The organism is Streptomyces sp. NPDC048196, assembly GCF_040652715.1.
In the GTDB taxonomy this organism is placed as follows: Bacteria; Actinomycetota; Actinomycetes; order Streptomycetales; family Streptomycetaceae; genus Streptomyces; species Streptomyces siderophoricus.
Window position 1 is genome coordinate 178,554 of record NZ_JBEZMM010000003.1, and the last position, 12,265, is coordinate 190,818.

Consider the following 12,265-nt stretch of genomic DNA (forward strand, 5'->3'; position numbering starts at 1 on the left):
GAGGCACGTTGAACCGCCCCCAGTGCGATCAGGAGCCCTTATGCTCGCCGGCCGATCCGTAGTTCAGCCTCTCGGCGATTGCACGCCCCATGAGGCCGGCATCAACTGGGATGCCATCCGCGTCGCGCACAGCATTGGCTACGGCGCGGTGAAGATTCTCGGGCCTCGGAGCGGTGCAGTAATCGATGACCCCCGCGAGAGGTCTCTCTACTGGTTCGTCCCTCCTGGTGCCGCCGATGGGTGGGACCTACCGGGCACTCGGGTCCTGTCGTGTGGCGCCGTTGTGACGGTGCCGCCGCCTCGCCGAGTCGGTGGCCCCGGACCGCATTGGCGCGTAACGCCGGGAGACGGCACGTGGCTTACGGCTCCCTGTGCGCTGCGGGCTGCGCTGGAGGACTCCATGGCACAGGCAGGAGGGCAGGCGTGACGGCCGGGCAGGCAGATAAGGCGTGCGTTCGCGACGCCACCGCAAGCGCGCCAAGTAGAACAGGTGGGGCCACCGTCCGGCGGACCATTGCCATGGCCCTACGTCTCGGGCCACCCCTGCCGTATGACGACCTGGTGGCGCTGGAGCAGACGCTGCTCGTCATCATCGCCGGCCTCTGGGCGGCCGTGGACGAGGCCGAGCGCGAGAGCCTCGACGCTCCTGGGCAGGAGCGGCGGCGGGCGCGCATGGAGGCCATCCGGCACCAGACCGCGGTCGGCCTCGGCGACGGCCTGATGTCCGCGCAGATGCAGGTTCGTGCGCTCGCGCGGGACTGTCAGTGGCTGCTCGACCAGCGTCCCACGGAGGCCATCCGATGAGCGCGGTGGCTCCGCTGGCGTTCGTCTACGACCGGTGTACCAGCCGCGGCCTGCGCGCTCGGGATGAGCTGGACATGCGGCTGACCGGCTGCCACGCGTACGTGGACAGCATGGGTTGGGTGCTGGCGGGCCACTGGGTCGACCTCGGCGCCGACGCCATGAACACGCACCGGCCACAACTCGCTGCCCTGCTGGACTCCATGCGGGCGAAGGTAGGCCGCAGGGAGGTGGCGTGCCTGATCCACACCTGGGGCCGGCTGGCCACCGACGACACCCACCGGCAGCAGCTCCAGCAGCGCATCATCGACGCTGGCGGCTGGACGGTGACGACCTTCGGGGAGACCGATCGTCACAGCGCCCACGCCGCGCTGGTGGGGAGGCGGCCATGACCCGCGAACTACGCCGCGCCGTCACCTACCTGACGTGCCTCGCCGCCCTGGCATTCATCCTGACAGTTGGCATCGCGGGAGGTGGGCGGTGACCGCCTCCACCCGCTGCGACTGCGGCAGCACGCTCGACCTGCGGGACATCGTCCTGGACTCCGCATCAGGGCCGGGCAGGACCGTGACGTTCTGCGGTGCATGCGCCCCCAAGGCGACGCTCCCTGTCCCGGCCGGCGTCTCCCGCGTCCTCGCTCGCCGCGCCGGAGTGCGCCTGCCGGACGACCCGGTGCACCTCCATGGCAGGAGGGGCCGTGACTGACCCGCCCCACAACAGCCGCACCTGGTGCGTCATGTGCATCAACGTGGTGGAACCCGAGGACCTGGTGCATGTGGTCATTCCGGCCGCAGGCCGACGGCAGACGCCGTACGAGACGACTGCACACCGGGCTTGCGCCAAGCGCTCCGGCGCCGCGGCGCTCGTGCGGGACCCGCGGCCGAGCGGCCACGGCCGCCCCTGAGACTCCCGCGGTGCCCATCCCCCGAGGCGCCGCGGGTAGGCCGGCCGTCGCCCCTCCTTGACACCGGCGGCCGGCCGTACGCCTGACCCCCAGCACGAAGGAGTCATCCATGCCACCCGATCGCTGCCCGCTCTGCGGCGGACCGTGCCGGAAGCCGCAGCAGCACAGCCCCTGGAAGTGACCAAACCCCGTCCCGGCCGAGTAGTCCGGCCATGGAGGAATCGGCCGGGACGGGCCCGGGCCTCCACAGCGAGGCATCACCTCACCGACATGCCCGCCTCTCTGCCGTCACAGAGGACGGCGAGGGGTAGCGCCCACCCTCGGAGGGAAAATGGCTTTGTTAGCTCCCCAGTTCGCCTGGCTGGAGATCACCGGGTTTTGTAATTTGGCCTGTCGCCACTGCTACGCCGGGTCGTCTCCGCAGGGGAACCACGGCACTATGACCGCGACGGACTGGCGGCGCGTCATCGACGAACTCGCGGCGCTCGGCGTCGCGGATGTTCAGTTCATCGGCGGCGAGCCGACGCTGCACCCTGATCTGCCCGAGTTCATCAGGCACGCCCGAGCCCGGCGAATGCGCGTCGAGGTGTTCAGCAACCTCACGAACGTGTCGGAGCCGATCTGGGAGGCCCTGCAGCTGCCGGACGTCCGGTTGGCTTTCAGCTACTACTCGGACGACCCCGACGATCACGACGACGTCACCGAGAACCGCGGCTCCCACGCCCGCACTCGCGCCAACGTCGAGAAGGCGCAGGCCCTCGGCATCCCCATGCGGGGAAGCGTGATCAACGTGTTGCAGGGGCAGCGCGGCAGCGAGGGCCGCCGGCAGCTGCTGGACATCGGTCTGCGGGACGTCCGGACGGACAAGATCCGGCCGTTCGGCCGCGGGGCTGGCGGCGCCGCGCCGGACGTCTCGAAACTCTGTGGCCGCTGCGGCAGGAACAAACTGGCGATTGCCCCCGACGGCAGCGTCTGGCCGTGTGTGTTCGCGCGCTGGATGACCGTGGGCAGCGTGCACGAGCAGAGCCTTCGGGACATCTACCATGGGGTGGCCATGCAGGGCGCCCGCGCGGAACTGGCCGCCGCCCACCCGGAGAAGGCGCCTCGGGCCGGCGGTGACCCGAGCTGCCTGCCGGACTGTAACCCCAGCTTTGATACCTGCTCGCCTCAGCTGGCGTGCGCGCCGGACGCAGCCTGCAACCCGACTGAAGGCGATGACCGGCTTCGGGAGCCGATCATGTCGCCGCACCGAACCGTGCGATACAGCAATCCCCGGATCGCCGGTACTGACTGCTGATCATGAGCGCGGACGGGGGAACCTCGGGCGATCCGGTGAGGCTGAAGAGGAGGCCGAGTAGCGTGGCAACGCTCGTTGTTCCCCCACCTCCGGAGAAGATCATGAGCGCCATCGCTTCTGCTCTCTACCTCGCACGGCAGGACACGTACGCCCGGTTCCTGTCTGCGGCAGACTCCGAGTCGGCCGTCTGCTGGCGCAAGGCGGATGACCAGTACCCGACGCCCGACGCGGCCCGTGCAGCGCAGGATGCGGCGTACGCGGTCACTGCGGACGCCTACAACCGCATGTTGGTCGAGCCGGTAGGCCCCCACAAAGAAGCCAAGGCGGTCGTGGAGCAGATCCGGCAGCTAGGCCGGGCAAGCAAGGACGAGCAAGACTGGGTGGCCTTCAAGAAGGCCCGCGAGGTCTTTGTTGACGCTTGCCGCGCATGTCTGGTGGAGACACTGGAAGCCTGAGACCCAGAACGGGCGCTGGAGCCAGCCTGACCCCGCTACTCCCTCACGAGCACAGCCAAGGGCACATCGAGCGCGTCGGCGATCAGCAGCAGGTGGTCGAGGACCGGGGACATCACGCCGTTTTCGATGCGGTTGATGGTCTTCCGGTCCAGGCCGGCGCGCTCCGCCAGGCGCTCCTGTGTGAGGTTGCGGTGGAGCCGTGTAGATCTGATGCACTCGCCGATTGCCCGGCGGCGGGCGGGTACCCAGTCGGGCAGCGGATCGGACGGCACTCGATAACGCTCGGTCGAGCAAGATCCAATGTCTGTACCTTGGAAGGTACATTCCTTGATCTTCGTGATCGAGGCCACTCAGAGAGTGGTTGCATAGAGAATCAAACACATGTTCCCATACTTGGGATTCCGCTTCGCGGCAATCCGATAGACGCGCCGGGTCGCCCCTGGGGGCGGCACCTCCGTTGCAGGCCCGGCGCACAGAGCCCCCTCCCGTTCACGGGAGGGGGCTCGTTCCCTTTCGGGCCCTGACGTGCAGTTACGCGGAGTCCTGTGGGAGATATTTGGGAGACGAGGCCGGGAGTTCAGACCGTATCCAGAAGGTGAGAGACCGTACGCAGAAGGGGAGCGCGAAACGAAAGCCCAGACCGGGAAGCTCCCTGACCTGGGCTTTTGCCACCGTTCACGCTGGTGGGGGTGGTGGGCACAGACGGATTTGAACCGCCGACATCTGCTTTGTAAGAGCAGCGCTCTACCGCTGAGCTATGCGCCCTGGCCGAGCCGACAGACTACCTTGCCGTCGGGGTTGGACTGCAAACCAGTGGGCGAGGTGCGAACTTACCGGCCGGTGTGTTCGTTTCCGGTGGGTGCGAGAATGACATTCGGTCTTGGGGCGATCCGGTCGGGAGAGGGAAGTGACGGCGACACATACGCAGCCGCTTGAGCAGCGAGAACGTCGTCGTGCGCGGGGTGGCCCGGTCCGTGACGTGGTGGGCCTGATGTTGTTGCCGGTGCCGCTGGTGGCGGCGGTGGCGACGATGTCGTTCGCGGGTGGCGGTACACGTCGGTGGTTCGGGCGCGGGGAGAGCCAGCGGGCCGACGCGCAGGCCGCGAAGGATGCCGCGGCCGCGGCGTTCTACGAGCTGGACACCGCGCAGCGGGATCTGCGGATCACCATAGAGACGATCACCGCGGTCGACAGTTCGCCGCGGGCGCGCCAGGCCGCGCAGGACTACGAGGACTTCGGGCGGCGGATCGACGAGGTCAGCCAGGCGTACATCTCCGCGGTCGACGCCCATGACCTGGACCGGGACGATCTGGACGGCGGTGCGGTGGCGCGGGCGCGGGCCGATCTGACCCGTGCCAAGGACGAGCTGAACCGGGTGAAGGGTGAGCTCGACCGGTTCGCGCAGGGGCTGGCGCCGCTGCTGCAGGCGGCCGAGACCCAGCTGGCGCAGCTCGCCCCCGCCGTCGAGCGGGCCCGGCAGGCGCTGATGGCGGCGAGCGATGCGCTGGACACCGTCCGCGCCCAGGGGCTGCAGGCGGACGAGCTCGCCGCTCGGCTGGCGGCGCTCGGCCCCGAGCTGACCAAGCTCAATCAGGGCGCCGGGCAGCACGGTGTCCAGGACACGATCCGGCGCGCGGACGACGTGCAGCGCAAGGCCGGGGAGATCCGCGCCGAGGCCGAGCGGCTGCCGGCGCGAGCGGCGGAGATCGACAAGCGGCTGGTGTCGTTGCGGACCCGGGCACAGGCGATCACAACGCGGGCCGGGAAGGTCGAGCCGATCCTCAGCGAGCTGCGCCGGCGCTACAGCGCGGCGTGCTGGCAGGACCTGCAGCACGTTCCGGAGCGGGCCGCGCAGTCCGTCGACCAGGCCGAGGTCAAGCTGCGGGAGGCGCAGCAGGCTCGGGACGAGCAGCGCTGGGCGGACGCGACGAGCCGGCTGGCGACCGTACGGGCACTGCTGGACACCACCGACGAGGCGGTGTCGGCGGCCGGTGACCGGCTGCAGCGGCTCGATGCGGTCTCGTTCGACCGGCAGAAGGAGGTCGACCGGACGCGTTTCGCGATCCGGGACGCCCAGCGGCTGGCGATGGCCGGGCGCAGCACCCCGGACCCCCGGCACGCGCAGCCGCTGGACGACGCGGTGGCGCGGCTGGACCGTGCGGTTGCGGGCCTGGAGGGACGCCATCCGGACTGGTGGCACTTCCTGACGGAGACCGAGGCGGTACGGCAGACGGCCGCCCGGGTGGTGCAGGAGATTCGCGAGGGCCGGGGCGGCGGTACGGGAACGGGGACGGGGACGGGGGCGGGCGGCTGACGTCGGGCCGGTTGGCCTGGGGTTGGGCTGTGGCCGATGGCGGGCCGGTCGGTCTGGGGTTGGAGCTGTGGCCGATGGCGGGCCTGCGGCTGACGTTGGGCCGGTGACTGGCGTTGGGCCTGTGGCTGACGTCGGGCCTACGGCTGGCGTCACACCCTCGGGTGGCGTCGCTGGGCGGCTGGGCGGCTGGGCGGCTGGGCGGCTGGGCGGCTGGGAACCGTATCGCTTTGTTGCGGCGACCTACTCGTTGCGCGGCGGCCTGGAACAGCGCCTCGGGATATAGCCCTGTCCCGTCCCTACACATAGCCCCATCCCATTCCTAGCCATTCTCCTCCGCTTCGCTGCGGCCCAGTAGCGCTCCCATAGCGATCCCATGGCGCTCCCATCTGTCGTCCCCGGCCGGGGATCGCACGGGAGCGATGGCGTGATGCGGCGGCTGGGCGGATCCTGGAGATTGGATTGAGTACGGCCCAGGCGGCACCTCTGTGCAAAGGAGGCCGGACATGGCTACTGGGGCTCCTGGCCAGGCTCTGCCCGGGGGGCGGTTCCACCGGGCGAAGCGACGCACCCGGCTCGATGAGCATCTGCCCGTGGACCACGGGCTGAGCAAGGTCTACCGCATCGGCGCCGGGCTGATGGGCCTGGTACTGCTCGCCTTCGGCATCCTCGGACTGACCCACAACATCGGCTTCTTCGACACCGGCGGCGACACCGTGGCCGGGCTGCAGACCAACGGCGCCCTGAGCGTGCTCTCGATCGTCGTCGGCGTGATCCTCTTCGTCGGCATGGTGATCGGCGGGAACTTCGCCTCGAACCTCAACCTCACCTTCGGCATCCTCTTCCTCCTCAGCGGTTTCGTGAACCTGGCGCTGTTGCAGACCGACGCGAACTTCCTGGCCTTCAAGATCCAGAACGTGCTGTTCAGCTTCGTGGTGGGCCTGATGCTGATGGTCTTCGGCATGTACGGACGGGTCAGCGGCGGTCTCCCGTCCGACAACCCGTACTGGCGCGCCCGGCACCCGGAGGAAGCGGAGCGCTTCGACCGCGGCGAGTGGCGTCCCGTACCCGGTATGACGGCCGGACGGCAGGCGATGCTCGTCAAGATCCAGGGCGCGTCACACGCCGGGCGCGGTTCGTTCGGGCCCGGGACCAGTGGGAGCGGCATCCGGCGCAGCACGGGCACCGAGGCGCACGGACCCGCCAGAGGCAGTGGCAGTAGTGGCAGTAGTGGCAGTGGCAGTAGCGGTGGGATGACCAGTGGCGGTAAGGGCGGCGGCGGTAGTGGCGGCGAATCGGGGCCGTCCAGCCGATCGAGCGGAACGAGGGGATCCTGAGGGATCAGGGGATCCAGTAAGGCGGGCGGCGCGAGTGGTTCCGGCGGCAACGAGCCGTGAGCCGACCGTGATCCGGCGTCGCGCGGAGGCGTCAGGGCGTGCCGAGGAGGGACCGGGGTTCGGCACGCCCTGACGTCGCATACCTCAGCCAGTGCGTGCATCAGCCGCCGTACGCATCGGATGTCGGGCGCGTCGGGCGTGCGTCGGGAGCTCCGGCGTCGGGCGTAGCGGTGACGTCAGGCGTATCGGTGACGTCGTGCGCATCGGTGACTGACGTCGTGCGCGTCGGACCGTGGCCCGGGAGCAGGAAGCAGGGAAGCAAGGAAGCAGGGAGTGGGAGTGGCAAGCATGAACCGGTCGGAGCAGCCCGCCCCCGCCGCGGGGAGCAGTGTGCAGCACGCGGCGGTCGAAGCGCTCGCCAAGCGGATCCTCACGGGCGCCCACGGCGAGGGCGAATCCCTTGTCATGCCGGAGCTGATGGCCGAGCTGGACGTCAGCCAGACCGTGCTGCGGGAGACGGTCAAGGTGCTGACCACCAAGGGGCTGCTCGGCACCGACCAGCAGCGCGGGACGTTCGTTCTTCCCCGGGCGGAGTGGAACCTGCTGGACACGGATGTACTGCGCTGGAAGCTCGCGGCCGGGGTGTCCTCCGACTTCTTCGCGGACGTGCTCGAACTGCGGCGTTCCATCGAGCCGGCCGCGGCCGCGCTCGCCGCGGAACGCCGTACCGAGGGGGATCTGGCGGCCCTCGACGCGGCGCTGAACACCATGGCCGCGACCGACGACGACCCGGAGCTGCTCGTCCGGGCCGACGCGGACTTCCACACGGCGCTGCTGATCGCGTCGAACAACCGGTTCTATGCGCAGATGCACCGGGTGATCGTGCCGGTGCTGGTCCAGCGTGACCGGGCGGTGCTCGGTGCCGACGGCGCCTTCGAGCACCCGCACGCGATGCACGCCGCGGTCCGCGACGCGGTGCGGGACCGGGACGTGGACGGCGCGTACATGACGATGCTCGAACTGCTCGACAAGTCCGCGCGCGAGCATCCCTGAGTGCCTTGACCTCTGTGGTGGCGGGGTGGCGGGGTGACGGGGCAAACGGTGAGCTGCACGAGGCTACGCGGCCATGCGTCTCGCCTTCCCTTCGTCCCGCCGCCACCCGTCACCGTCCCGGCGGCCCGCTACCGCCCCGCCGTCCAGTTACCGTCCCGCCGCCGCCTCACCGTCCGGGCCGCTCCGTTTCCCTGTCCCGGCGTCCCTCTTTCCGTCCGAGCCGCTCCGTTTCCTTGTCCGGCCGCCCCCCTTTCCGTCCGGGCCGCCCCGTCACCGTCCCGGCGCCCCGTTACGACGCCCACCACATGGGGCAGAAGCCCCCGTCGCAGAAACCACCGTCACACCCCCGTCGCGGAAACCACCGCTACAGAACTCACTCACCGTTGCGGAACTCACCGCTACAGAACTCACCGTTGCGGAAACCACCGCTACAGAACCCACCCACGGCACAGTGCCCCCACCCCGCCCCCTCAGGCCGGCCCAAAGCTCCGGAGGTTCCTCACATGAAGATCAGCCGTATCGAGACCTTCCTCGCCCCGCCGCGCTGGATGTTCGTGCGGGTCGAGACGGATGAGGGTCTGGTCGGCTGGGGTGAGCCGGTGGTCGAGGGGCGGGCGGAGCCCGTGCGGGCGGCCGTGGAGGTGCTGGCCGAGTACCTCCTGGGGCAGGAACCGGAGCGGATCGAGGACCACTGGCAGGTCATGACCAAGGGCGGCTTCTACCGCGGCGGGCCCGTCCTGTCGTCCGCCGTCGCCGGGCTGGACCAGGCGCTGTGGGACATCAAGGGCAAGCGGCACGGCCTGCCCGTCCACCAGCTGCTGGGCGGACCCGTCCGGGAGAAGATCCGCACCTACGCATGGGTCGGCGGCGACGAACCGGAAGCCATCCGCGACGCCGTCTCCGCGCAGACCGAGGCCGGCTTCACGGCCGTCAAGATGAACGGCTGCGGCCGGATGAGCCCCGTGGCGACCCGCGCCGAGGTACGGGCATGCCTGCGGCGCGCCGAGACCGCACGGGAAGTCCTCGGCGACGACCGGGACTTCGGTCTCGACTTCCACGGCCGGGTCTCCCCCGCCAACGCCCGCAGGCTCCTCCCCCTGCTGGCCGAGCACGCACCGATGTTCGTCGAGGAGCCGGTGCTGTCCGACTACATGCAAGCCCTCCCTGATCTCGTCAACGCCTCCAACATCCCCCTCGCACTCGGTGAACGTCTCTTCACCCGACGGGAGTTCCTGGCTCCGCTTCAGGCGGGGGTAGCGATCCTCCAGCCCGACATCTCGCACGCCGGGGGCGTCTCCGAGCTGCGCCGGATCGCCGCGCTCGCGGAGACCTACGGGGCGCAGCTCGCCCCGCACTGCCCCCTCGGGCCGGTCGCCCTGGCCGCCAGCCTCCAAGTCGCCTTCACCACACCGAACTTCCTCATCCAGGAGCAGTCCCTCGGCATCCACTACAACCGGGACGCCGAGCTGCTCGACTACGTCGTGGACCCGGAGCCGTTCCGCTTCCACGGCGGCGCACTGCTGCGGACCGAGCGTCCCGGCCTCGGCGTGGACGTCGACGAGGCCGCCGTACGGGCCGCCGACGCGCGCGGACACACCTGGCGGAACCCGGTGTGGCGCCACGAGGACGGGTCGTTCGCGGAATGGTGAGCCCAACGGCGAGCCGGGTGATGAGCCGAACGGTGAGCCGAAGGGTGCGGTACCCCGCCCCCGTGAGCCGAAGGCTGACCCGCCCAGCGGGCCGAAGGCTGACCCGCCCAGTGGGCCGAATGCCGGCCCGCCCGGTGAGAGCCGAACGGTGCCCCGCCAGCTACAGCCGAACGGTGAGCCGAAGGGTGCGGTACCCCGCCCCCGTGAGCCGAAGGCTGACCCGCCCAGTGGGCCGAATGCCGGCCCGCCCGGTGAGAGCCGAACGGTGCCCCGCCAGCTACAGCCGAACGGTGAGCCGAAGGGTGCGGTACCCCCACCCCGTGGGTCGAAGGCTGACCCGCCCAGTCGGCCGCCCGGTGACCCGACCGGGCGCCGCAGGTCCGGCGCGGCTGTCAGTCCGGACCGGAATAATCGGAGGCGGAGGCAGCACCCGCGCGACCGGACGACCCGCCCGCCTGGCATCTGCCGGGCGGGAACGGGAGAAAGTAGGAAACGCCATGGACTTCAGCACAGCGCTCCGCACCGAGCGGCTGGTCGCCATCATCCGGGGCAGTGACGCGGAGGCGTCCTTCCGTACGGTCATGGCGCTCGCGGAGGCGGAGCTGCCGCTGGTCGAGATCTCGCTCAGCGGCAAGGACGCGCTGGGCGTCATCCGGCGGGCGCGCGCCGAGCTCGGCGACGCCGCCTGGATCGGCGCGGGCACCGTCCTGACCGGCAGCGACGCCCGGCGCGCCGCGGAGGCGGGAGCGAACCTCATCGTCACGCCCGGCCTGGGCGCGGGGCTGGAGGAATCCGTCCGGCAGGGGCTGTCGACGCTCGCCGGGGTGCTGACGCCGTCCGAGGTGATCGCGGCGGAGGCGCTGGGCGTCTCGGCGCTGAAGCTGTTTCCGGCCTCTGCGGGCGGTCCGGCGTATCTGCAGGCGCTCCGCGCGCCCTTCCCCGAGCTGCCGTTCGTGCCGGTCGGCGGGGTGGACGCGGCGACCGCTCAGGCGTACTTCGACGCCGGGGCGGTGGCCGTGGGTGTGGGCTCACCGCTGGTCGGGGACGCGGCGGACGGCGGTGATCTGGACGAGCTGCGCAAGCGCGCGGCGGAGTTCCGGGCGGTATGCGCCCGATGACGGGAGAGGCCCCGGGAGAAGCTCCAAGGCGAACCCCGACGGAAGGGGAAACCCCGGTGCCGGGTGAGGCCCCGGTGACGAGGGAGGCCCCGGTGACGAGGGAGGCCCCGGTGACGAGGGAGGCGGGGGCGGAAGGGAAAGCGGGCCGCCCGGGGTCGGTGGCGGGACCAACGGCAGAGACCGAGGCGGGGCCAGCGGCAGAAGCAGAGACAGAGGCGAAGGCGAAGGCAACCGCACAGACAGAGGCAAAGGCAGAGGCAGAGGCAGGGCCGGACGCGAAGGCGGAGGCAGAGGAAACCGCGCGGCCGCTTCCCCCGGCCCGGCCCGGCCGGCCCGATGTCCTCACCTTCGGCGAGACCATGGTCGCGCTGCGCGGCAGCGGCCCGCTGAAGCTCGGCGGCACGATGCAGGTGTCCGTCGCCGGGGCGGAGAGCAACGTCGCGATCGGCCTGGCCCGGCTCGGGCACGCCGTGAGCTGGGCGGGCGCGGTCGGCGACGACGAGGCCGGGCAGTTGGTGCTCCGTACGCTGCGGGCCGAGGGCGTCGGGGTGTCCGGCGCCACCGTCGACCCCGGTGCGCCCACCGGACTGCTGATGTTCGAGCCGCGGCTGCCCGACGTCACCCGGGTGCACTACTATCGCGCGGGTTCGGCCGGCTCCCGGCTCACGGCGCACGCGGTCGAGGCCGCCTTCAAAGCCGCTCCACCGCGCATCCTCCATCTGACGGGCATCACCCCGGCCCTCGGCCCCGCGGTCCTCGCGGCGTCCCGGCACGCCCTCGAACTGGCCCACCGGGACGGCTCGTTGATCTGCCTCGACGTCAATTTCCGGAGCCGCCTGTGGACGGCCGAGGACGCCGCCGCCGTGCTCCGGCAGTGGATCCCGTTCGTGGACGTGTTGATCGCCTCGGACGACGAGCTCCCGCTCTGCCTGCCGGAGGGGGCGGGCTCAGCGGACGGGCTGGGGGCGCGCCCAACAGACGGGGCCGGGCGGGTCGCCGCGCTCGCCGAGCGGGCCGCGCCGCTGCTGGAGCTGGGCGTCGCCGAGGTGGTGGCGAAACTGGGCGCGGACGGGGCGGCGGTCTTCACCGGCGAGGAGTCCCTTCACCGGCCCGCCACACCGGTCCGCGTCGTGGACGCCGTGGGCGCCGGGGACGCGTTTGTGGCGGGATATCTTTCGGCGCTGCTGGACGGTGCGGGGCCCGCGGAACGCCTGGAGCGGGCCGTCACCACCGGGGCGTTCGCGGTCGCTTCGCACGGCGACTGGGAGGGCGCGCCGACCCGCGCGGAGCTGGGCCTGCTGGGCGCGCCGCCCGGCACCGTCGTGCGCTGACCGGCGCCG

12 protein-coding genes, 1 tRNA gene and 1 pseudogene are annotated in these 12,265 nt (G+C 71.0%); 12 read left to right on the forward strand and 2 right to left on the reverse strand.

Features of this window, described 5'->3' with window-relative positions:
- The first annotated feature begins 423 nt into the window (after positions 1-423).
- The 6 genes from AB0E02_RS06220 (at position 424) to AB0E02_RS06245 (ending at position 3,457) form a co-directional block, all read left to right on the forward strand.
- On the forward strand, positions 424-804 hold the full coding sequence (locus tag AB0E02_RS06220; protein ID WP_362136560.1) for a DUF6415 family natural product biosynthesis protein: 381 nt from the start codon (positions 424-426) through the stop codon (positions 802-804).
- On the forward strand, positions 801-1,193 hold the full coding sequence (locus AB0E02_RS06225; protein ID WP_362136562.1) for a recombinase family protein: 393 nt from the start codon (positions 801-803) through the stop codon (positions 1,191-1,193). The genes AB0E02_RS06220 and AB0E02_RS06225 overlap by 4 nt, the downstream gene beginning before the upstream one ends.
- A gap of 88 nt (positions 1,194-1,281) precedes the next feature.
- Positions 1,282-1,506, forward strand: a complete 225-nt coding sequence (locus AB0E02_RS06230; RefSeq protein ID WP_362136564.1) for a hypothetical protein — start codon at positions 1,282-1,284, stop codon at positions 1,504-1,506.
- Positions 1,499-1,705, forward strand: a complete 207-nt coding sequence (locus AB0E02_RS06235; protein WP_362136566.1) for a hypothetical protein — start codon at positions 1,499-1,501, stop codon at positions 1,703-1,705. The genes AB0E02_RS06230 and AB0E02_RS06235 overlap by 8 nt, the downstream gene beginning before the upstream one ends.
- Positions 1,706-2,036: 331 nt before the next feature.
- Positions 2,037-3,002, forward strand: a complete 966-nt coding sequence (locus AB0E02_RS06240; protein ID WP_362136568.1) for a radical SAM protein — start codon at positions 2,037-2,039, stop codon at positions 3,000-3,002.
- Between the two features lie 101 nt (positions 3,003-3,103).
- Complete coding sequence (locus tag AB0E02_RS06245; protein ID WP_362136570.1) at positions 3,104-3,457, forward strand: hypothetical protein; 354 nt, start codon at positions 3,104-3,106, stop codon at positions 3,455-3,457.
- 35 nt (positions 3,458-3,492) lie between these two features.
- On the opposite strand, the gene AB0E02_RS06250 is transcribed toward AB0E02_RS06245, so the two are convergent.
- Positions 3,493-3,729: a helix-turn-helix transcriptional regulator gene (locus AB0E02_RS06250; protein WP_362136573.1), complete on the reverse strand. Its 237-nt coding sequence runs from the start codon at positions 3,727-3,729 to the stop codon at positions 3,493-3,495.
- Between the two features lie 418 nt (positions 3,730-4,147).
- Positions 4,148-4,222, reverse strand: a tRNA-Val gene (locus AB0E02_RS06255).
- Positions 4,223-4,364: 142 nt separating this feature from the next.
- Here AB0E02_RS06255 and AB0E02_RS06260 point away from each other — a divergent pair.
- The 6 genes and pseudogenes from AB0E02_RS06260 to AB0E02_RS06285 form a co-directional block, all read left to right on the forward strand.
- A complete protein-coding gene (locus tag AB0E02_RS06260) occupies positions 4,365-5,771 on the forward strand; it encodes a hypothetical protein (protein ID WP_362136575.1) in 1,407 nt (468 codons plus the stop codon).
- Between the two features lie 503 nt (positions 5,772-6,274).
- On the forward strand, positions 6,275-7,105 hold the full coding sequence (locus tag AB0E02_RS06265; RefSeq protein ID WP_362136577.1) for a DUF4383 domain-containing protein: 831 nt from the start codon (positions 6,275-6,277) through the stop codon (positions 7,103-7,105).
- A gap of 348 nt (positions 7,106-7,453) precedes the next feature.
- On the forward strand, positions 7,454-8,158 hold the full coding sequence (locus AB0E02_RS06270) for a FadR/GntR family transcriptional regulator (RefSeq protein ID WP_362136579.1): 705 nt from the start codon (positions 7,454-7,456) through the stop codon (positions 8,156-8,158).
- A 503-nt stretch (positions 8,159-8,661) separates the two neighbouring features.
- Positions 8,662-9,807: a galactonate dehydratase gene (gene dgoD, locus AB0E02_RS06275; protein ID WP_362136581.1), complete on the forward strand. Its 1,146-nt coding sequence runs from the start codon at positions 8,662-8,664 to the stop codon at positions 9,805-9,807.
- 497 nt (positions 9,808-10,304) lie between these two features.
- Positions 10,305-10,925 (forward strand): bifunctional 4-hydroxy-2-oxoglutarate aldolase/2-dehydro-3-deoxy-phosphogluconate aldolase, encoded by a 621-nt coding sequence (locus tag AB0E02_RS06280; RefSeq protein ID WP_362136583.1) that lies wholly within the window; start codon positions 10,305-10,307, stop codon positions 10,923-10,925.
- A 335-nt stretch (positions 10,926-11,260) separates the two neighbouring features.
- Positions 11,261-12,256 (forward strand): annotated as a pseudogene (locus AB0E02_RS06285) (sugar kinase); the annotation flags it as partial.
- Positions 12,257-12,265: the final 9 nt, after the last annotated feature.

Bases quoted from the DNA above. Each gene is read 5' to 3' on its own strand.
- AB0E02_RS06270 (WP_362136579.1), top strand. From the start codon at position 7,454: ATGAACCGGTCGGAGCAGCCCGCCCCCGCCGCGGGGAGCAGTGTGCAG.
- dgoD (WP_362136581.1), top strand. From the start codon at position 8,662: ATGAAGATCAGCCGTATCGAGACCTTCCTCGCCCCGCCGCGCTGGATG.
- AB0E02_RS06265 (WP_362136577.1), top strand. From the start codon at position 6,275: ATGGCTACTGGGGCTCCTGGCCAGGCTCTGCCCGGGGGGCGGTTCCAC.
- AB0E02_RS06240 (WP_362136568.1), top strand. From the start codon at position 2,037: ATGGCTTTGTTAGCTCCCCAGTTCGCCTGGCTGGAGATCACCGGGTTT.
- AB0E02_RS06225 (WP_362136562.1), top strand. From the start codon at position 801: ATGAGCGCGGTGGCTCCGCTGGCGTTCGTCTACGACCGGTGTACCAGC.
- AB0E02_RS06245 (WP_362136570.1), top strand. From the start codon at position 3,104: ATGAGCGCCATCGCTTCTGCTCTCTACCTCGCACGGCAGGACACGTAC.
- AB0E02_RS06280 (WP_362136583.1), top strand. From the start codon at position 10,305: ATGGACTTCAGCACAGCGCTCCGCACCGAGCGGCTGGTCGCCATCATC.